This is a genomic window from Thermogemmata fonticola (genome assembly GCF_013694095.1).
Lineage (GTDB): Bacteria > Planctomycetota > Planctomycetia > Gemmatales > Gemmataceae > Thermogemmata > Thermogemmata fonticola.
This window is the reverse complement of sequence record NZ_JACEFB010000006.1, coordinates 188,420-209,526: the sequence shown is the minus strand read 5'-3', so window position 1 is coordinate 209,526 and position 21,107 is coordinate 188,420. Positions and strand designations below refer to the sequence as shown.

General features: G+C 47.6%; 23 protein-coding genes. 15 read left to right on the top strand and 8 right to left on the bottom strand.

Annotated features, from left to right (window positions below):
* Positions 1-12: 12 nt before the first annotated feature.
* The 8 genes from H0921_RS10420 (at position 13) to H0921_RS10385 (ending at position 6,809) form a co-directional block, all read left to right on the top strand.
* Positions 13-423, top strand: a complete 411-nt coding sequence (locus tag H0921_RS10420; protein ID WP_194538006.1) for a hypothetical protein — start codon at positions 13-15, stop codon at positions 421-423.
* Positions 424-506: 83 nt separating this feature from the next.
* The gene (locus tag H0921_RS10415) at positions 507-1,211 is read left to right on the top strand and encodes a flagellar hook-basal body protein (RefSeq protein ID WP_194538005.1); all 705 of its coding nucleotides are present in this window, start codon (positions 507-509) and stop codon (positions 1,209-1,211) included.
* 18 nt (positions 1,212-1,229) lie between these two features.
* The gene (gene flgG, locus H0921_RS10410) at positions 1,230-2,021 is read left to right on the top strand and encodes a flagellar basal-body rod protein FlgG (protein WP_194538004.1); all 792 of its coding nucleotides are present in this window, start codon (positions 1,230-1,232) and stop codon (positions 2,019-2,021) included.
* Positions 2,018-2,527, top strand: a complete 510-nt coding sequence (locus tag H0921_RS10405) for a flagella basal body P-ring formation protein FlgA (RefSeq protein WP_194538003.1) — start codon at positions 2,018-2,020, stop codon at positions 2,525-2,527. The genes flgG and H0921_RS10405 overlap by 4 nt, the downstream gene beginning before the upstream one ends.
* 9 nt (positions 2,528-2,536) lie before the next feature.
* Complete coding sequence (locus H0921_RS10400; RefSeq protein WP_194538002.1) at positions 2,537-3,118, top strand: flagellar basal body L-ring protein FlgH; 582 nt, start codon at positions 2,537-2,539, stop codon at positions 3,116-3,118.
* Positions 3,119-3,124: 6 nt separating this feature from the next.
* Positions 3,125-4,228, top strand: a complete 1,104-nt coding sequence (locus H0921_RS10395; RefSeq protein ID WP_194538001.1) for a flagellar basal body P-ring protein FlgI — start codon at positions 3,125-3,127, stop codon at positions 4,226-4,228.
* Positions 4,229-4,254: 26 nt separating this feature from the next.
* A complete protein-coding gene (locus H0921_RS10390; protein ID WP_194538000.1) occupies positions 4,255-5,868 on the top strand; it encodes a FlgK family flagellar hook-associated protein in 1,614 nt (537 codons plus the stop codon).
* 17 nt (positions 5,869-5,885) lie between these two features.
* On the top strand, positions 5,886-6,809 hold the full coding sequence (locus tag H0921_RS10385) for a hypothetical protein (RefSeq protein ID WP_194537999.1): 924 nt from the start codon (positions 5,886-5,888) through the stop codon (positions 6,807-6,809).
* A gap of 1 nt (position 6,810) precedes the next feature.
* On the opposite strand, the gene H0921_RS10380 is transcribed toward H0921_RS10385, so the two are convergent.
* The gene (locus H0921_RS10380; RefSeq protein ID WP_194537998.1) at positions 6,811-7,596 is read right to left on the bottom strand and encodes a HEAT repeat domain-containing protein; all 786 of its coding nucleotides are present in this window, start codon (positions 7,594-7,596) and stop codon (positions 6,811-6,813) included.
* Between the two features lie 173 nt (positions 7,597-7,769).
* Here H0921_RS10380 and motA point away from each other — a divergent pair, with 173 nt between their 5' ends.
* The 7 genes from motA to H0921_RS10345 all read left to right on the top strand — a co-directional run bounded on the left by motA (position 7,770) and on the right by H0921_RS10345 (position 13,705).
* Positions 7,770-8,615 (top strand): flagellar motor stator protein MotA, encoded by an 846-nt coding sequence (gene motA, locus H0921_RS10375; RefSeq protein ID WP_194537997.1) that lies wholly within the window; start codon positions 7,770-7,772, stop codon positions 8,613-8,615.
* 21 nt (positions 8,616-8,636) lie between these two features.
* The gene (locus tag H0921_RS18210) at positions 8,637-9,200 is read left to right on the top strand and encodes a flagellar motor protein MotB (RefSeq protein ID WP_194537996.1); all 564 of its coding nucleotides are present in this window, start codon (positions 8,637-8,639) and stop codon (positions 9,198-9,200) included.
* A gap of 155 nt (positions 9,201-9,355) precedes the next feature.
* Positions 9,356-9,976, top strand: a complete 621-nt coding sequence (locus H0921_RS10365) for a hypothetical protein (RefSeq protein WP_194537995.1) — start codon at positions 9,356-9,358, stop codon at positions 9,974-9,976.
* A gap of 62 nt (positions 9,977-10,038) precedes the next feature.
* Positions 10,039-10,407, top strand: a complete 369-nt coding sequence (locus H0921_RS10360; RefSeq protein WP_194537994.1) for a hypothetical protein — start codon at positions 10,039-10,041, stop codon at positions 10,405-10,407.
* 667 nt (positions 10,408-11,074) lie between these two features.
* Positions 11,075-11,935, top strand: a complete 861-nt coding sequence (locus H0921_RS10355) for a flagellar hook-length control protein FliK (protein ID WP_194537993.1) — start codon at positions 11,075-11,077, stop codon at positions 11,933-11,935.
* A gap of 100 nt (positions 11,936-12,035) precedes the next feature.
* The gene (locus tag H0921_RS10350) at positions 12,036-12,398 is read left to right on the top strand and encodes a flagellar hook assembly protein FlgD (protein WP_194537992.1); all 363 of its coding nucleotides are present in this window, start codon (positions 12,036-12,038) and stop codon (positions 12,396-12,398) included.
* 53 nt (positions 12,399-12,451) lie between these two features.
* Positions 12,452-13,705 carry a flagellar hook protein FlgE gene (locus H0921_RS10345; RefSeq protein ID WP_194537991.1) on the top strand — a complete coding sequence of 418 codons (1,254 nt, stop codon included), beginning with the start codon at positions 12,452-12,454 and terminating at the stop codon, positions 13,703-13,705.
* A gap of 541 nt (positions 13,706-14,246) precedes the next feature.
* On the opposite strand, the gene H0921_RS10340 is transcribed toward H0921_RS10345, so the two are convergent.
* The 7 genes from H0921_RS10340 to H0921_RS10310 form a co-directional block, all read right to left on the bottom strand.
* A complete protein-coding gene (locus tag H0921_RS10340) occupies positions 14,247-14,612 on the bottom strand; it encodes a FliM/FliN family flagellar motor switch protein (protein WP_194537990.1) in 366 nt (121 codons plus the stop codon).
* Positions 14,613-14,621: 9 nt separating this feature from the next.
* A complete protein-coding gene (locus tag H0921_RS10335; protein WP_194537989.1) occupies positions 14,622-15,497 on the bottom strand; it encodes a FliM/FliN family flagellar motor switch protein in 876 nt (291 codons plus the stop codon).
* Positions 15,494-16,006 (bottom strand): flagellar basal body-associated FliL family protein, encoded by a 513-nt coding sequence (locus H0921_RS10330; protein WP_194537988.1) that lies wholly within the window; start codon positions 16,004-16,006, stop codon positions 15,494-15,496. The genes H0921_RS10335 and H0921_RS10330 overlap by 4 nt, the downstream gene beginning before the upstream one ends.
* A 177-nt stretch (positions 16,007-16,183) precedes the next feature.
* Positions 16,184-16,987: a hypothetical protein gene (locus H0921_RS10325; RefSeq protein ID WP_194537987.1), complete on the bottom strand. Its 804-nt coding sequence runs from the start codon at positions 16,985-16,987 to the stop codon at positions 16,184-16,186.
* Complete coding sequence (locus H0921_RS10320; RefSeq protein WP_194537986.1) at positions 16,984-17,685, bottom strand: hypothetical protein; 702 nt, start codon at positions 17,683-17,685, stop codon at positions 16,984-16,986. The genes H0921_RS10325 and H0921_RS10320 overlap by 4 nt, the downstream gene beginning before the upstream one ends.
* A 285-nt stretch (positions 17,686-17,970) precedes the next feature.
* Positions 17,971-18,201: a hypothetical protein gene (locus H0921_RS10315; protein ID WP_194537985.1), complete on the bottom strand. Its 231-nt coding sequence runs from the start codon at positions 18,199-18,201 to the stop codon at positions 17,971-17,973.
* A 400-nt stretch (positions 18,202-18,601) separates the two neighbouring features.
* The gene (locus tag H0921_RS10310) at positions 18,602-21,103 is read right to left on the bottom strand and encodes a fused MFS/spermidine synthase (RefSeq protein WP_194537984.1); all 2,502 of its coding nucleotides are present in this window, start codon (positions 21,101-21,103) and stop codon (positions 18,602-18,604) included.
* Between the last annotated feature and the right edge of the window lie 4 nt (positions 21,104-21,107).

Below are 21,107 nucleotides of genomic sequence, written 5' to 3'. Positions count from 1 at the left end.
GGAATATAATATATGTTTCAATATTATAAACAAACACTGTCTGATTTTACCAATTGGAATTATATTGACATCACATTAGAAGCTTACGATAAACTAGAAAATTTATTGGAAGAAGTAAAGAATACATATATAGAATATCCTACGATTGCACGTGGAAAAATAATCAAATGTCGCCTAATAATAATGACACTCGCATATACTTTAAATAATACAGCAACTAATAACATAATGTCTAATAGATTGAAGCTTATCTATAGTATTATTAATAATAAATTAGAGATGTGCGACATTAAACAAATTGATATAATAATTCGATCTATTCAGATATTACGAGAATCAATCACTAAATTGAAAGCAAATAGTATAAATAATAATATAGATATAGATGTCCAAGCATTTCAATCAACAGAATTTGAGGCATAATCGATTATACTAAAGATCTGCTACTAGTCATACCGATATATAAGGCGATAGTAATATGCGATATATAGGCAGGGATTACAGTGATGATAAGTGGTATCTATTCCGCAACATCTGGCTTGATAACAGCCTCAGAACAGCAGGATGTCATTTCTATAAATTTAGCGAATATTAATACTCCTAGTTTTAAAGAGATCCAGATGACATTTAATGAAGTAGATAGTGCTGCTTCTGCAAGTGAATTAAACGGTGTAAAAACGGGAATCATCTGGGATAGAAATGAAATAGGAGGATTTGTACAAACCGGGAGATCATTAGACTTAGCTATCGCAGAACCGAATCGTTATTTTTTACTTCTTAGCAATAATGGACAAGTTGTCAGTCGCTATGGTCACTTTATGCGTACACCTGACGGTTTATTAGTAGATTCTAATGGTTACCTATTATTGGGTGCCACTGGTCCAATCCGTATATCCGCTGATGCCAGCAATATTTCTGTAACTAGTAATGGTACGCTAATCGCAGATGGAGAAGAAGTCGACAAGATACGGATAGTAACAGCTATAAATAATAATTCAATTAAAAGGATAAGTGCCAACATATATAAACCTGATAGTGAGTTAAGTATCCAAGATACAGAATCTCGAATACTACAAGGATATCTCGAAACATCAAATATAAATATAAATGATATATTTGTCAAAATGATATTAGGTAGTCGCTATTATGAAGCTACGCAAAAAGCCTTACGTTTAATTGCTGATATAATACAACTAAACACTAGGGTATAATATACCGAGGTAAAAAATATGATTCGAGCATTATATACTAGTGCTACCGGAATGAATGCACAGACAACAAATTTAGATAACACCGCACATAATTTGGCAAATGTCAATACGACTGGTTACAAAAAGGGCGAGGTATCATTTCAGGATCTATTATATTACAACCAACAGACACCTGGAGGCGTTGTAGCACAAGGATTACAATCACCAATAGGAATTCAGATTGGTAGTGGGACTAGAGTATCAGGAATTACTAAGATATTTACGCCCGGAGCTATAATTAATACGCAAAATCCTTTAGATATAGCAATTGAAGGTGAAGGTTTTTTTCAAGTGCTCCTCCCCAACGGTGAGGTCCGCTATACCAGGGATGGCTCTTTCCGGATCAATGCACAAGGTAGCCTTGTAACAAGTGATGGCTTTTTGGTTTCACCACAAATTACTATCCCTCCACAAGCAGTTTCAATCACTATTGGTTCGGACGGTACCGTTTCAGTTCAAAATGCTGGGGCACTCAACACGACCACGGTAGTTGGTCAACTCACATTAGTACGATTCCAGAACCCAGCAGGATTGAGTGCCGAAGGGCGCAATCTTTTTGCCGAAACAGCTGCCTCAGGGCCACCGATAATATCAGTACCCGGACAAAACGGCACAGGCTTCACTCGACAAGGTTTCTTAGAGCGTTCAAATGTAGATGTAGTAAGTGAATTAATTAATCTGATTACGTCACAAAGGGCATACGAGTTCAATACACGTGCAATACGCACTGCTGATAATATGCTTGCCGCTACAACGGAATTAGTAAGATGAATTATATATATACTATAGTATCAATATTATGTATTGGAAATACAGTAGATTATTTGTATGTATCTAAACAGAGTATTACTTTAATTCTAAAAAAAAATATAACAATATCAAAGAAAATTGTAAATCTTTATGATGTGACAATTGTAAATAATTATATCAAAAATATAGATATAGCTGAATTGAAGCCTAATCAGAATACTCTAATTATTAGTAAGAAACATATATTACTGCGGCTAATGCTATATGACAATCGTTACAATTATGATATTCTCGGACCTGATTATGTCGAAGTTAAATATATAAGTGATTCTAATATTAACAAATATACATTTTTACCTGGGAAAAAAGTAACGTTATATTACAAAAAAAATGGAATTGAGATAATAACTACGGCTGAATTAATTCAGGCGGGCAAGATAGGAGAGATGGTAAAGCTACGCATTGGCGATACATCGAGAATTATAACAGCATTACTTATTGATGAAAATAATGCGATTATAGAGTAAATAAATAATATGTTTAATTCACTATTATTTATTTTAGCGTTTGCGAAAATATCTGGCAATTGTGATTCAATTTGGGATAGACACAATCCCAGATACGGATATTTATTTCAAGACAATAATGCTAGGCGTATAGGCGATCTTATAACAATTATTGTTGATGAAATAACCATCCTTCAAGAACAAGACAAGCGCGAGTTAGGAAAGAATAGTAGCGCAAATGCTGGGTTGACGTTTGGCAATACTAACAATCCTGCACAATTATTGACAACTGATAATAGATATGCGTTTAATGGCAATGCTGCTAATACTACTAATCATACGTTCACTGATAGATTAACTGCTGTCATAATTGATATATTACCCAATAATAATTTAGTGATAGAGGGATATAAGCGCAGAATAATAGCAGGTGAAGAACGAATTATATATATAACAGGTATAATAAGGCCTGCTGATATCCGTGTAGGAAATACTATAACTACTGATAAAATTGCTAATCTACGAATATATTATTTAGGTCGTGGTATAATATCCAGATCAAATAATCCTAACTACTTCAATAGAATATTTTATCAAATTTGGCCTTGGTGATTTATCATGAGAATGATTGCCGCTTTATTTATTGCTTTTATTAGTCCAGATATAATCTATGCTCAGGTGCGAGTAAAAGATATTACTGACGTCGCTGGTGCCCACCCAAATCAGTTATTTGGCTTTGGGCTTGTAGTAGGATTAGATGGAACTGGAAGCAGGAGCACATTCACGCAGCAAGTTGCCGTAGAAATGCTACAGCGTCTCGGAACAACCACGCAAATATTCAGCCAACTGCCAGCAGAATCGGTCATTAGATCTACTAGTATATCGGCTGTTATGGTAACTGCTGAACTAAGTCCATATTCACGTAAAGGAAGTAGGATCGATGTTACTGTATCTGCCATAGATGACACTCGTAGTTTACAAGGTGGAATCCTAATACTTACACCATTGCGAGGTGTGGATGGTGAAGTATATGCCATTGCTCAAGGTCCAGTATCCGTAGGAGGATTCTCAATCGCGGGACAGGCAGCTTCCGTTCAGAAGAACCACTTAAACGTCGGACGAATACCTGCAGGTGGTATAGTAGAAAAGGAGGCACTAGGGGACATTATTAAGCACGGGAAGCTTACATTACTGCTAAAGACGCCGGATTTTAACACTGCAAGAAATATATGTAATGTAATCAATAAAAAATACCCTGCGTGTTCGATACCAATTGATGCTGGAGCTGTTACAATCTTTATTCCTCGGAACAGGTTAAACGAGCCGATAAACTTTATTGCTGAGATTGGGCAACTCACTATATCACCTGATAATGCGGCAAAGGTAGTAATCAATGAAAGAACTGGAACAGTAGTTGCAGGCGAGCATGTAACTATATCGCCTGTTGCTATATCGCATGGGAACTTGTATCTTGGGATTAGCGAACGCCCCATTATATCCCAGCCGACTAGTTTTGCCACAGGTCAAACTGCAATAGTACCGCGTACGCAAATAGGTGCTGTGGAGCAGCAAGCTCGGTTCGTCGCCCTACCGCCCACAACAACCGTAGGTGATGTAGCTCGTGCACTTAATGCTTTAGGTGTATCACCAAGAGATATAATAGCTATATTTCAAGCGTTAAAGCAGGCAGGCGCACTGCATGCCGAAATCATCGTTATGTAACTAATAATTGTTACTACGAGTGAAATATGTTTGATCACTTACTGATTGGTCTTTCTGGCATTACTGTAGCTAATGAATCAACGTATGTAATTGGTCAAAATATTACTAAGTCTGATATGCCACAATACCATAGAAAAACGGCAAGGCTCTCAACTTTACCTAACGACAACGGCGTGATTTATAGCTATACACATAGAGAAACTGAAGATATTTTACAAAAACTATATTATAATAATTTAAGCGACTTTTCATTTTACGATGAATTATACAATTATTATTCATTATTAGAATCATATTTAACAATTGGAGATTATGTGGCAAAATTTAATGATATATATAATGTACTATCACAGTTAACTGGAAGTAGATATAGGATTAATGATCTTATATCTAACATGCACGATCTAGTGATGTCTATCCGGAGCACTAGCGATGCCTTAGATACCTTAAAAATTAACATTGAACACCAAATAACGTCGTATGTAGAACAAATAAACAATTACTTAACAAATTTAACTAGACTGGATCATAATTTATTGGATAATAGAGATCAAATTTTAGAACATTTATCCAATATTATGAATACAAATTTAGTACAAACTAATAAAGGTATTAACATTCTTTCAGATAACGGTTTGCCATTGATTTTAGATAATACAGTATATCACCTGAAAATACAGTATAATAATAACAATATTAATCTTATTAATGATATAGGAACTATAGATGTTGATTCTGGAAGACTTGGATCTTTGATTTATATGTACAATCAATATATACCAAAAATAAAAAACGAAATTAATTATCTTGTTTCTGATTTTATTAGGAATATAAATCAAATACAGGCAACAGGGTTAGGTATTGCTGGAGAATACGAAAGTGTAGACTCTCGTATCGCCGTTCCAGATGTCTTTGCGCCGCTAGCCACTCAAGATTTACCGCTAGAAATTTTCGAGGGCGATATAACTATTAGCATTACTGATATAAATTCATCGACAAGAAATAATTATACATTTCATATCAATCCTAATATACATAGCCTATATGATATTAGTAATTTTTTATCTTCACTTCCTGGCATATCTGCATCTGTCAACACTTCAACAGGATTAATTAGCATAAGTGCGTTACCTGGGTATAAATTCGACTTTGCAGGAAGGGATACAATACCAGCGACTAACACTTCTGTTACAAATCCTGATACTTCAGGTCTACTCTCTGCGCTAGGTATAAACGGCATATTTGATGGTTATAATGCAGATACAATAAGTCTTCGACAGCAGTTCATTGATAATCCAAACTTATTTGCATTCTCTAAAACTGGTGAGATCGGTAATAATGATAATATAATTCGTTTGTTAGATGTATTTAAATCTTCATTATTTACTCAAAACAATTTTATTCAGCGTATGTCGAAAATTATAACGGATATAGGAAACTTTGGTACAACTGTAACAAATAGCAAAAATTATTCAAAAGAAATTTACAATGATACGTATACCAAATTAAGTGAAATCATAGGTGTTGATACGAACGAAGAATTCATTAATCTTTTAAAATTTCAAAAAATGCTAGAATCATCGTCTAAATATATATCAATTGTTAACCAAACAATTGATACCTTACTTAATATGTTTTGATAATGTGGAGTGGTGGTATGAATCTACGAACTACACAGCTAAATATTACATCTCAAATTTTATCGCAAATACAAAGGTATTCATATACATTATCTCAACATTATAGAGACATATCATCTGGTGTTAATATAACTAGGCCATCAGAAAATATTAATAATTATAATAAGATATTATATCATAGTACAGAAAGCAAACGCATTTCATCAACGATCGATAATATTCATACGCTGAATAATACTCTCGATTATATAGTAAATTCATTGCTTGATATAAATAATGTATTACTACGTGCTTCTCAAATCGCTTCAACTGGTTCCGATACTACATTGGACCAATCTACAATGCGGGCATTGGCAGACGAAATAGACGTTATGATTAACAACATATTGAATATTTCCAATAGAAAAATGTATGATAATTATTTATTTTCCGGGGCGGCTCTAAATATAACTCCATTTGTTATTAGTTCTTACGATATAAATGGTAGAATTAATAACATCACGTATATGGGATCTACTAATAATAGTAATGCATTTATTAGTGATGATATCATTATACCTCTCTACTATACAGGTAATGTATTCCTACAAAACAATGGTAAAAATATATTCCAATCCTTAATAGATTTACGTAATGCATTATTAGCTGACTTACCCCAACGGTCGTCTCTATTAGGCTCAGCCATGCAAGACATCGAATTAGCTCGCGATCATATTACTGGTGTCATCGGAAGTATTTCCTCTCATTTATCTGGATTGCGTAGTTATTCTGAGCAGTTAGATAAACTTTTATACGACCATCAGGTCATGCAATCTGAATTGCAGAGTACGGATTATGCTGATGCTATAGTCAGAATGAATCAATCTCAATATTTATTACAGGCAAGTATGGCTATAATAGCACGATATTATAACTTTTCTTTTCTTGATTACATTACTTAATTCACTTTTTTTCTGTATTTAATATTTTATTCAGTATTTCTTGGGCAACTCGTCGTACATTCGTATCAGTATCATTTCTTAACTTGTCCACTTCATCGGCTACTATAGCAGATGGACTGCCAATTTTACCAAGACGGTATAGGGCCAGCAATCTTCGCAATGGATCAGACTCATTCAAGTCCTTAGCAATCGCGCGAATTATCGCATCGGGTATTTTTCTATCTCTTGAAATGGTCAGCAAAGCTTCTATTGCGGCATTTCTGACCGTGTAGTCTGCATCGTCTAGTAACTCCATCAATGCAGACGATGCCTCTTTTGCTTCATCACCTAACCGCCTTAAAGCGTCAACGGCACGAAGTCGCTGACTCGGATCGCTTGATCCTAGCTGTTTAACAAGTGATGTTACATCGTGCTCATCTGTTGTACTCAGTATGGCTTTTGTTGCGCGCTTGATCGCTAGATCTATATCTATGCTTCTGCCACTTGCCATTGTTAGTGCTGGGAGCGCGATACGTGCGGTATATCCCATTTGGGCCAATGAATCGATAATTGCAATTTGCAGTGGTTCTAATTCTCTGCCCTGAAGTCGTCTCAGCACAGTGATTAAGTGTGGAATAGCTTCCTTCGCTGATACTCCTAATTTTCCAATAAGGTATGCAGCCTCGATCCTCGTATCTAAGGGTTGACTTGGATCGTCGACTATTTTAATAAGCTGCTTAATTGGATTATTCTCATCACCTGATTCGTGATAAAAAAATACCACAAGTATACTAATCAAATAAAGCACAAATGGCGTGCGGCAGTATATTACTATATTCCTATACATAGCATTGGCCCAACAACTTTTACTAGACTTGTCCTTTTATAGACTCTCTGGCAACTTGCCGACGTTAGCTTCGATAATCTACTAGGAAGGCAGCTCCCTGGGCTGTTTACATCGGTTTTCATCCGAGGCTAGTCGTGGTCGTTATCGTAGGTGGAATTATCGTTCTCTCCGCAGTGGTGGTAGGATTCACGATGGCGGGGGGAAAAATTGGTGCCCTTATACACATATCAGAATTTATTACTATCGGCGGAGCAGCGTTTGGTGCGCTTATCATAATGTCCCCTCCTAAGGTAATGAAGGATCTTATTCGCGGATTTTTACAGGTACTTAAAGGATCATCATACGGTAAATCTACCTGTATTCAGATGTTACAGGTCATGTATGCGTTCGCACGTTTGGTGCGACAAAATGGTTTATTAGCCCTTGATTCTCACGTGACTAATCCTGAGCAAAGCGAAGTTTTGCAGCAATATCCGAAAATTTATAATAACCATCATATACGACATTTTCTATGTGATTCTTTGTCATTGATTATCGATGGTACAGTTGAATCGGAGCAGCTGCGTAAGTGGCTTGAGGAAGAAATTCTCGTTCTTGAGCGCGAGCATCATGCTGCGGTCATGGCTATGTTACGTACAGCAGATTCATTACCCGGTTTTGGCATAGTGGCTGCGGTTTTAGGTATTGTCGTCACCATGCAGGCAATCGGTGGCCCTGTCGAAACCATTGGGTACAAAGTTGGTGCTGCGCTAGTTGGAACTTTTTTGGGAATACTGATGGCATATGGATTCTTTGCTCCAGTTGGTGCTCGAATGGAAGCGTTAGGCGAACAGGAACTTTTATTCTATCGGGCATTATCTGAGGCTGTAATAGCTATTAATGACGGTGCAAGTCCCAAAGATGTTGTGATGCGTGCCCGCCGCATCATTGGGACAGATTGTCGTCCTACTCCGTCCGAAATGAAAGAGCTGTTTGGATAAGATAAGGAGTGGATCCCGAATATGGCTGCTGGAAAGTCCGGCGGATCATGGAAGGTAGCTTATGCGGATTTTGTAACCGCTATGATGGCTTTTTTTCTAGTTATGTGGATTGGTGCACAAGATGAGAAGGTGCGGCAATCCGTGGCCAATTATTTCATTGATCCATCTGGAGTCAGCAAACACGCTGTTCAGAGTGGTGCCGCCATGACCATCCCCACCTATGGCACCATACCGGATGAGAAAACGCTGCAAATGGATAACGGCCGCCATCAGTACACCCCCAGCGACCAGATGAGTCCTGCCACCAAGGCGATCATCAATTGGATTCAATCAGATCAAAAACGCTATCGTTATTGGAAGGCCCAGGCTCAAAAGGCGCGTGAGGCAGTAGCGTCTTCAGCACCCTCTCCAGCTATTGCAAAATCTCCAGATGAGTTGGCTACACAGCATCTCGCCCAGCAGTTGCGAGCCGAGTTCACCGGGGAAATTCCACCGGAGACACCGGAAGTTTATAAGAACTTGATTCTCTACTCTTTTCATGAAGTGAACTGGACTCAAATTGCAGAGGATTTGTTGCGCGCGTAAACCGGTGAGGCGAATTGATGGCGTTGGGGTGGTTAGCCATCACGATCCCCTGCTATACTGCTAGGGTAGTCCAAGGGACAGTGAGTGAAAGGAGGGTTGACGCACGCGATGGACAAAGTTAGGTGTGGGAAATTCCCCTCACAGGAGGATGAGTTGTGCAAGGATTGATACCTGCAAGGGTCATTTTGGGGGTTGCATTGGCGGCATTGGCTTGGCCAGTGGGCGCTCAAGAGCCGGCCCGAGATTCGAAAGCGGCGCTAGAGAAACTCAAGGCCGAGGTCGATGCATTGCTCAAACTCCGTGAGGGAATCGAGAATGGAAAAGCCGGCGTGGGTAGGCATTCTGAGCGCAACCGTCTGCAACAGGAACTGAAGGAGCTGTTGCAAAGGATCGAGTCCCGCCCTCCCGCGACTCCTCGACCTAAAGGGAGCGAAACACCGGCGAAAAAATTCGAGATCGGAGCGGGAGACAAGCCACTGGATTTACTTCGTTCTGCCACCAATCTTTATAAGGATGGGGATGTAGACGCAGCCTTGCGAACCTTACGGATGGTCGATACATCGGCGCTAGGTCGTGAAGACCGTGCTTACGTCAAGTACATGATTGCAACATGCTTGCGACGAACCGGCCGCGTCAGTGAAGCGGCAACCTTGTACCGGGAGGTGGCCGAAAGCCGCGAGGATGACTTCCTGGCCGAGTGCGCAATTTGGCAATTATCCATTATTCGCTTCACTCAGGAATTTCAGGGGTATCTGGATCGCCTGCGAAAAAAATGAGATAAGTTACGGAAGAAACACAAAAAGAGCAGAAAAAATAGCTTGGTTGGAGAGGCTAGCGCATGGGTGAACGATACACTCATCCGAGGATAATCCAAAAAATGCTCCAACAGCGCCTGCGCGAGGCTGTAGAGCGAACCCAGCAGTTAATGGAACTATGGAAAGGTGGCCAAGTAGCCCCCGAATTAGTTCAAACTGTTGTGGAGGCAGGACTAGAGCTGCGGGAAGTGCTAGTACACGAAGGCGGACACTTGCCGGAAGATATTCGAGAGGAAGCCATTAAGTTCCTAGGTTGTATCGAAGAAGTTATTCGCTGTGGTGAAGAATGGCTCAAAAACAGCGGGGGTCCACAATTGGCAGAGACGGCATGGCGTGAACGGCTCGGCAAAGCCTATGGTTTGACTTCAACGTTGCCAAACATGCCGCGATAGAGTTATGCCACCAATCGAAGCTGTCACGAGCGTTACCGATGCTCGCGGTGCTGGAGCCGCAGACAACGAATTATTGTCTGCTCTCACCATGACTGCGTCGTCGCCGTTCCGCACAGTACTGGAAGCGAACTCACTTCAGAGCACATCGCTAGCAGAGGCTCTTGAGGCAGTAAATCCCCTCGGTGAAACGAGCCTACAAACCTTGCAAGACCCTTCGGACGGGGAAACACCACCGGCTGAGTTACTCGCCATTCTTTTGAACATGCTCGCTCCTGCCGTGACAGGCCTCCCGTCTCAATCGAATACCGCAGATTCACCTCCGGTAGTGCTCCCCAGCGGTGCGAGTCAATCTTCAGAGAATCTGACAACAGCGGCTTTGGCTTTGGCAAACGACCGGCAAGACGGCGAGACAATTGCGGAGGGCACACCGGCACAAATATCCCTAGGTGCAAACCCATTTGACACCAGAACAGAGATGGCACAAGATGCAACTAGCGCAGTTATCACAACACCACCTCCAGTGAGTTTGTCTCCAAAAGGCACGGAAGGAATGAGGGAGGAAATACCCCAAGTTACCCTTCCTGGTGCAAGACATGCATTCATTCATATCCCTGCCCAAGCTCCTGTTGTTAGCAATCTTTTGCCGTCCTTAGGAATACCTGGAGAGGTGGTTCTCGAAGTTCCTGAGCCTGTGGGTGCTGTAGAAGTTCAGATTGGGCTACCTTCGATGCAAGTTGGGGAACGTCCCAGTGTAGCAGGCAATCGCATCGCCTTAGTGGCGGAAATGGGAGCGCAACTAGCGTCCTCGACTCCGGTCGATTCTTCCGCCTTCGTCCAGCAATTCCATCACCTCAGTTCTCATCTTCCCGAAAACTCCGCTGTTGCTGGAGGTATATCGTTCCCGACAGAACTACCTGACAGCCCTGGAAGTGAGGTGATTGCCGCTCAGGGGGGAGCGAACAATTCCGGCAGCGGACCTGTCGCTGCTAATCCCCAAGGGACATTGGGTTGGGCAGAGGGCACAACCCCAACCAGCACTGTCCTCCTCGCCAACAAGCCGATTACGGGGGGGGAGATACCCGAACAGACACTGACCGCGATCAAAGCGCATCTGCATCAATTGAATCAGGAAGGAGAAGTGGAGTTCCGCATGCATTTGCATCCAACGGAACTGGGACCACTCCGGGTCCATCTGAGCGTGCGGGAAGGTGAGATTCACGGCCAATTGTACGTACTGGACGACACTCTACGCCGCCTGCTGCAAGATCAGCTTCCGGAATTGCGTCACCGCCTCGAAGCGTTAGGATTAAGTCTAGGCCAATGGGAAATTGCTCCGGACCAAAGCAGCCACCAAGCCGACACGCTTTGGTCGTCATGGCAGGAATCTGACGCGACACCCAAAGAAACACCAAGTATGGGGGACAACCGAAAGGATTTCAACCTGGCCACTACCAGATGGACTTCCCATGGCCACGTCTATGCCGAAGATGATGGTCGGGAATCGAATCACGTCGATGTTATCGTGTGATCCAATGAGGGACACTCCAGGGGAATGGCAAATAAGGGACATGTAACACGTAAAGCTAGACGGTACATACATATGTGAAAAACGCTGAGGAGGAAGGCATATGGCAAGTGTCGCGGCCATCAATACCATCACGCAAGAGCAATTTCTGAAGTTGCTCATTGCGCAATTGCAAAACCAGAATCCGTTGGAACCGATAACTGACCAGCAGTTCATATCTCAATTGACGGCCTTCAGCACGTTGCAGGGGATTCAGTCCCTGAATGTCAGCTTTGAGCAGATGTTACGTTTGCAACAGTTGATGGGGGGAGCTAGCTTGATAGGCCGAAGCGTCACCTACGAGCGTACACCGGGCGGCCCGACATCGAGCGGCTCCGTCAGCGGTTTGAGCGTGCAAAACGGCCAAGTGGTTTTACTTGTTGGAGCGGATCGAGTTAGTCTTGATCAAATACGGTCTGTTTCGTAGGCTTGTGGAGTCGATAGCAAACAGATTTCACCTTTATCTTGGAGTACGACACCATGGCATTGACAGCTTTATTTACAGGTTCCACAGGTTTATTAACCTTTTCACGTGCGCTCGACGTCGTGGGTAACAACTTAGCCAATCTCAATACCACTGCCTACAAGGTTCAGCGCACATTGTTCAAGGATATTTTTTATCAAACTCTCAATCCCGGTTCCGCTCCAGCGGGAAACTTTGGGGGAACCAATCCCAGCCAACTCGGATTCGGATCAGCGGTGGGGGTTATTGATAGCCTGTTCTTGCAAGGTTCCATCAACCCAACAGGCCGAACATTGGATGCCGCGATCCAAGGGAAAGGATTTTTCGTAGTGACGGATGGCACTTCCACCTTCTACACGCGGGCCGGCTCGTTCACTGTGGATGCCGCAGGCTTTCTGGTGGACCCGATCACCGGCTTTCGTGTCCAGCGCATAGGCACTGTGGGTGAGCCACAACCCGGCCAACCGGGGTTTCAAACACCTGGAGTGCTGAACATTCGTGTGCCCTTTGGCGCAGGATTATCCGGTGTCCCCACAGCCAACGTGGTGTTGCAAGGTAATCTCAGCAGTACGCTCAACGTCGGCGACAGCATTTCCACTTCAATCCAGATCTACGATACGCAAAGCACGCTCCATGCCTTGACCATTACTTTTACTAAAATCGCGGTCAACCAATTTCAGGCTTCCGCAACCGTTACAGATGGTACGGCAACTGTCCCGCCCACGCCTATAGTCTTCGACACCTCTGGTTTGCTGGTATCCCCCGCTACCCTTACAGTCAACATTACCGGCATTCCGGGAGCTGCGGCTCAAAACATTGTGTTGAACTTGGGCACACCCGGCACATCATCGGGATTGACCCAATTTGGCGGTTCTTCCACCGCCGCCGCCGTTACTCAAGATGGCTTCGCCTCGGGCACGTTGATTAGTGTGTCTTTCAACCAAAGTGGTGAACTGGTCGGGCAATTCAGCAACGGGCGAACCCAACCCCTGGCCCAACTGGCCATTGCTGGCTTCAACAACGAGGCGGGTCTGCTTCGGAGTGGGAATAACTACTATGCCGCATCTCCATCCTCAGGTGAGGCCGTCATCGGAGCGGCCGGTACAGGAGGATTAGGACTCGTGCAAGGGTCGGCTCTGGAAGGCTCCAACGTGGATATCGCCACGGAATTCGCCCGGTTGATCATCGCTCAGCGGGGTTTCCAGGTCAATGCTCGCTCCATTACCGCCGCCAACGAGACTTTGCAAGAGTTGGCCAACTTGATCCGCTGAGCCATTTTTGAGAGCGTAACGACCTCCAAAGGACAAGCCGTTTCCTTAAAGAGGGTGGATTAGGCAGCTTTATTCTCCGCGGCTCCCGGTATGTTGGCCGGTGACGCTCCTTGGAAACTGAGGACCTCTGCCGACGAATGGATAGGTTCGGAATCCGCAGAACCTCTCAACGATCCGGAGGTTACCGGTCCGTCCCCCGTGGTGTGAGCTAAGGTATCGGTAAAAGTCGGACTGAGCAGGATCAAGGTGCGAAGGCCGCCCGCATCGCTGGCTACGGCGACAGTCTGTTCTTCTACTTGCACAAGGTACAACTTGGCCCGATATGAGAGCGGGACAACCGCTTGGAGACGGAGCGAGTTCGTCTGTGTAGCCAATCGAGAACGGCGCCGGGCTTTGCTAACGAGCAACATCAACAGACACATCGCCATTAGAAAAATCGTCCACATGACCAGGCGCCAGAGCAGCTCATAGAAGTGGAACGAAGGCGCAACGGGCGGGGTATACGTGTCAGGCAATGATAGATTCGCCAGTAGGATTGACATCATAGCGTGTCTCGCGACGGAGGCGGGGCATGCAAGCGGGTGATACGCACAGCGAAGTGATCATTGACAACCACAATTTCTCCTCGTGCGAAGGGAATCCCCCGGACGGTTAGCTCAACCGGCGTACCGACAGTTTCTTCCAGTTCCAGCACAGCTCCTGGCCCTAGTTTCAGCAAGTCACCAATAGACAACACCGTATGGCCCAATTGGGCCGTAATCGTAATCGGGACATCTCTGAGGGCCTCCAGGGGCGTAGGAGCAGAAGCAGCCGACGGACCTTGGGATTCCAAAGGTTCCAGTACTGCCGGCTGAACATCGACAGTTGGCTGAGGCGCAGTCGGTGAAGTAGCTTGAGGGTTCGCCATAGCGTTGGCTCATGACCGAGGAGAATCCGACCCAAGGGCATCGATGAGGATAGCGGTCCGTGCCCCGCGTCGGCCAGGCCAGGCTCGGAATTTCGGCACCCCACCCACCCAGGTTTGTAATGGCCGATGCACTGACTGCTCCAGGACCAGAACATCTCCCACTTTCAGTTCTGCCAGTCGCTGCATGGTGGTTTCCACCTGTCCCAAAATGACGCTCAGCTCCACGGGCAGGTTCTGCACCAGCAATTCTAATTGGGCACGCCAGGCAGCAGAGGGCGGAGTCGCTGGTACTGAAGGCTGAGAAGTACCGAGCTGCTCCCACCGTCCTTGGCGGGGGGCGCACAACCAGAAAGTCTGCTGTCCCCAGGGTGCCGTAATCTGGATTGCCGCGCAGAGTGCCAATTCCGCCTCGTGACGACGCAGGACTGCACGTAGGGTTTGACTCGTCCCTGCTGTCAGAGACAACGGAGCGTCGGGCCAGGATTGCTCCAGCGGGGTCAAGAACAGCTCCCGGAGCAGATAGTCGACAAGGGCGGCCTCTAAGTCCGTAGCCTCTCGATCCTCCGGCCATTTATCTGGGATTTCACCCAGCAACCCCATCAGCAAGGTGAGCTGGACAGACCGCGGCAGCACCAGCCAGAGAGCGCCATCATTAGGATCATCGGTGGTCAGGGGAAAGCATGCCGCTTCATCCGGCACAGCAGCCGTCAGGTGTGCGAGTGTCCCCGTTTCAACACTAGCCAGTTCCAAAGAGAGAGAAAAGGGCAAAAGCCGGGATGACTGGTGGGCGAAACGCCGGAGTGCTTGCTGTATCCATTGACCGAACTGGCGTTCCAGCGCTCCCGGCGGGGGGTGGCGGAAGTCCAAGGGCTGGGGTGTCGTCATTGCACTACGTATTCCTCAAACAAGATAGCCCGGAGGGGACTATGGCCATCGGGATAGAGCACCTCTTCAAAACGTTCGAGTATTTCCCGCTGCAACCGGTTGACCCCCACGGTACCGCTCACATCTTTGAGGGTTTTACCTGCCAGATGGCTGATCAATTTACTCTTGACAGCCGGCTTCTTTTTCGCCAACAGGTCGGCAACCTCCTTCTCTTGATCCGCATCGACGAGCACCGCTAGCTTGACCCGCAGGTAGCGCATGGCGCGCTCATCCGCGAGATTGACCACCATGTCTCCAAAAGGAACGATAGCGGTCTTGGTTTCGGCGTGCGGCTTGTCCTGAGTTCCCTCCTTTGGTTTGCCCAGTAACGAGGAAATATCCACTACGAGCGGTAACGCCGCGCCTGCTAGGATGGCTACCACTCCGACAGCGGCGAAGAGCAGTTTGCGGTTCTTCTTACCGCCAGGCGCAACGTCTTGGGCCGTGGCAACAGGTGCAGCAGCGGACATGGTGCAAACTCCTGGAGAATATCAGCCCCTGCGTCCTTGCTGCGTGCGGTCGATCCGCCATCCGTGCCGGACCTGGATTTACTCAGTCCCGTGCCTCATCGCAAGGTCAAATGCGCCTTCGGCTGAGTCCTACCAAAGGTGCTTCTCTTAGCGAATAGTTCCATCCTTCTCCGCAGGCTACATCCCCCGCAGTGCAGGATCATGGTGCGGCATTCCCTCACCCTCCGGAAAGGACGGCACCATCGGCGGCAAAGGTTTGCTATCCGTGCCATAAGTCACCCCAGGTACCCGGTAACCTAGGAGTATGATGGCGGCTTCCCAACAAACCCACCGCTGGAATAAGGTAGGAGAATCCAAGGCCAGTTCTTCCAGATAGATAGAATCGTGGACGATGAAATTGTTGCGGATGAAGGCAGGCAATGGCCGCGGGCGCTGGCGATAAAAGGCACGGCAGCGTTCCGCCAAAGTGGCATCCATGGTATCCCACAAACCATCAACCGAGGCCACGACCTTTCCGAGCTGCGGGGCCACGGCTTGCAGGACAAGTCCCAGGCGAGGCCGAGGATGGAGGGCATACTGGCTGACGATCCCATGGACGAGCACATCGGCACTGCTTAAGCGGGCAATATCGAGCAGAATCGCCTCATCAAACCGACCTCCCCGACGAACCGATGCCGCCAACGTCGCTCGATCGTCGGCGGGTGCCGGTATCACTTCAAATCGTCCCAAACGTTGCAACTCACCGAGGAAATTCTGCTGTACTTCATCTGCGACGCGAGAAAAGGCCGTCTCATTCAAAAACGGGAGCACAACAACGCGCTGGACCGATTCCCACGTCCAATCGGGCAGGTGATAGTAGCTGAATGTGGGTGGACCTGGCGGCGGTGGCCGAAAAGGCCGAGGCACACTGGATAACAATTGCTGGCATCCCGTCAGCAGGGAACCGCCGAGCACACTCAGACAGAATCCCCGGCGATTCATGGCCCCCTCCGTTCTCCGAGCAATTTCTCCAAAGTGCTGATCACCGCCCGCAGCAATTCGACATCCTCCTTTTCCATCTGTCGGATTTGAGCTTGTAGCATCGCCACTTCGTTTTGCAACTGTTCAATCTGGCTGCGGGATCGAGTGACTTCCTGGGTGGCTGTTTCCACCTGTCGCACGGCTTCGGCCAGAGCCTGCTCGCGCACCTGCTGTTGGGTTTCCAACTGCTGGATCCGTTCCTGAAGCGAACGATTGTAGAGCGATAAGGCCTCCAACTCGCGGGTCAACTCGACCACTCGTTCCAGAGGGTTTTCGCCTGGTCCCAATTCCAGCCGGTCCCCCAAAACCGTCGGGGTGCTGCGTTGATGAGGGTCGCCTCCCGGCCAGGGTGTCGGTGGTGGCAAGGGCTGGGGGGGCACCTGCGGACCTGGACGGTATTTGGTGTTCTCTCTGGCTAGCCAACGTCCGCCTGCTGGCATGACCTCCGGTGCATTCATTCCCCTTGAGGACAAACCCGCCTGAGCAACAATGCTCCCTTCGCCATTATCGATGACACGCTGGGAAAATTTGCCGGCAGCCTTCTCGTAGGGCAGCGGTACAGGAGCCTCGACATGATCTCCCTTAGGAGGAAGTCGGCAACCCGCCGTCAGCCCCATCAAGCCTAGGAATATCCACCTTGTCCTGCTCGCCCAGCGCACCCCAGCACTCCTTGCCCGTCCGCCCTGAACTCTCGGAACACTTGACATCCTTGCCGGAACACCGACCAGTTATCCCTAAGCCGTTATTCCCAAGTCGTTCGCCTAGCAAGCGATCCACGCACCCGCATGGCCCCTTTTGCCCCGTGTGTTGTTTTCCGGTAATTCCTGCGGGGAAAGAGAATCAATTCACGACACTCGAATGATTCTGCCTAACCGCGACGGTAGCCCATCTTCCCTTCACATAGGTAGCTCAGTCAGGCGATCCCCTCGTCCAGAGGGCGGTTCCTAGGAGGTTGTTACATTCGACAGCTCTTCCTCACACCAAATCCGATACGAGCGGCCGCACACACACGTCAGATCCACCGCGCGCACCACATCGTTTTCGCGATGCACCACAATAGTCGGCTCTTCTACTGCACCCTCCGGAGGAGGCGGTCCCACACGCACTGGCTCCGGAATCAGCCGCACACACTCGGCCGGGATCACCCAACCCCTGGCCTCGCCCCGCACTGCCATTGTGGTACTCCCCCAATGTACCCTGCCTCGCTAACCGCTTCTCCTCAGTCGGAGAAGTGATCCACAACACATTTTCACCCGCCAGGTTACGGAGACCATAACGTCGGGTCCTTTCGCAATGCTCGAAATTGCGCTGGGGAACCTGCTGTACTTTATCTTCTGCACACCGTCCCCTTACCTCGTCCTAAGTAACACAACGTCAACTTCTCTTGAGGTCGAGCACTTACGGTCATCTGCTACCATGTTCCCCCACGACGGCCTGCTATAAGCAGTTCATCAGATCATGTCAACGTAGCCCTGAGGTGGGAAAACCATGGTCCAGAACTACCCCCGCGATGCAAGAGTGCTTCTGGTCCAAGGCAATGATGAAATGATTCCTGAAGAGTGAGACAATCTAATATCACGGCCGCCGTCGTGAACGGTAACGGTAAACATCAGCCATGAGATTGTCCACGGGTGCATACTGATCCGTCAGGATGATTTTCGGTTCTGCCTCCAGATAGGGGCGAATCACCTCCGGATCGGCTCGCACAGTTCGGATTCGTGCGGGCACAGCGTCTAGCCAATCCCTTGTCAAGGCACACATCGGCGCACAAGACAACAGTGTCTGAGGGATTATGACTCCCCCGCTTACCCAGGCCGTGATCATCGCAGGCCGTGCTTTCTCCAAAAGCGGCGCCAAATGGCGTTGTTGGTGCGCTGTAACACCCTTCTGGACTGTTTGCAAATCCAGCGGCTTATTAGAAGCATAAATCACAAACACTTGCCGATCCTGGACATTGATATCGTCAGCTCCGAGCAACTCGACGTGAGGAAACGTCTGGCGGAGGGTATGCATGGCTGCTCGCCACAGTTGTCCATACTCCACAGCATCGATCACCGTCAGAAGGTAGACTCCATCCGGCTTGAGAGCAGCGCGGACCGCATCATTGTACTCTTTAGTCAGCAAATGAGCGGGTACCGAGAGATCGTTGACAGCATCCTGAACGATGACATCATAGCTTCCCGGCGTCGCTTTTTCTGCCACGTATTGCCGGCCATCCATGTGGTAGATATGCATGTTGGGATAATCTTTCAGGCCGAGATAATCACGGGCCACCTGAGTGACAGCCGGGTCGATCTCCACCACATCCATTTGGGCTTCCGGCATGACTTCCATCACATAACGAGGGAAAGTATATCCCCCTCCGCCAATCACCAAGACGTGAGGTTCTGGCGTGGACAAACGTGCCGCCTGGACAAACTCCATTTGCACATACTCGTGGGTGTAGTGCAGTATTTCGGGATGGGCGGGATCCACACTCGAATGCAGCAGCATATCCAACGATAGATTCAAAAACCCTGTGGGCCGATAGTAACGGTTTCCTTCTTCATCCACAAAGTATGTGCGATCCACAGTGACGCGAATGGTGTAATAATTCGACTCTGTCTTCACCACAAGGAAAGGATCATTATCCCCTCGATAGTTCAGAATGACCCCTCCCGTGACACCACCGATGACCAGACTGGCGAAATAAAGGAGCACGCTATGTTCCCAGATACGCATGATCAGGACGCTAGTCAGCGTCAAAGTGGCGGCAACCCCTAATAACGTCGCCGTCGCTCCAAATTGGGATAGCAGCACATACCCTGTAGCAAAGGTACCGGCAATCGCACCGCCCGTGCTCCAAGCATAAATCCGTCCGGCAACTCGCCCCGCTTGTGCCACGTCGGGCATCGCCAAACGAATCACCTGAGGCGACACCATCCCCAAGACGAACATGGGTAAAAAGAAGAGACTGAAAGTCCAGCCCAGAACCTGATACATCGGCTCCCAATCCGCGAAGGGACTAAACTCATTGACCAGAAACCGCGTGACAAACAACAGCACCGTCCCTGCCCCACCGGCGATCAGGGTCGCTGCCAAGGCCACGCGTGGATTGCGGGACCGCCCCGGTTTGTTCATAAAGTCTGCCAGAAGCCCCCCACTCAGATTGCCTAGCGCTGTTCCTGCCAGCATCACTCCGATAATACCCGTCCAGGTGAAGAGGGACACACCAAGTTCTAGGGCGAGCACGCGGGAAGCGGTCAGCTCCAACGTCATGCCGCAGAAGCTGGCCAGGAATACGATGAGGTAGGCCAGGCGAATGTTCCGGATCGCGTAAGGTGCGATACAGACCGTAGTGCCGTCCATGGGGTTCCCAGCAACCGCCTCTGTCCCTTCCACACGTCCCTCGGTGACGGGAGCTTCATGGGAAGTTGAGCGGCCGTTGCTTGCCTCCATCGTTGAGGGATTTCTCCGCATAGCCAGTCCCACCCAACCCGCAAGCACCAACAGGGATGCCGCTGACATGAGCACAAGGGTGGTAATTGTGAACCATCGCATCAGATAAAAACCGGTCAAATAATTTCCCAGAAGGCAACCGAGAGTGCTCAGCGCGAAAATGAGACCAGCCACCCGCCCTGTTTTGGACACATCGGGCAAGCCCAGCTTGATGGCCAACGGGGTCAGTAAACTAAGAGTAAAGCCAGCGGGCAGACACAACAGCACGGCTAAAAGAGGAATGCGTGGTCCGAGAGGAATTGCTTTGTACAGGCCGCTGAGTTGCAACAGAAGAGGCAACACCGCCATCCAGATGGCTGTCACCGCACTGATGAGCAGAACCAGCATCAAGGTCCGCGGTTGGGGAAACCGATCCGCCACGCGTCCGCCCCAACCGTTTCCCAAGGCAATACCCGTCAGAAACACCCCGATGATCGAGGTCCAGGTTTCCAAACTGGAGCCGACGAACGGCGCGAGCAGTCGGCTGGCGGTAAGTTGTAACACCAGCAGGGCAGCATTGGCTACAAAAACGATCAATCCTACCCCCGCCAAACGGCCGAGCGGCAGGGCAGAAACTCCGGCGATGGTTGCAGTGCTCATGGCT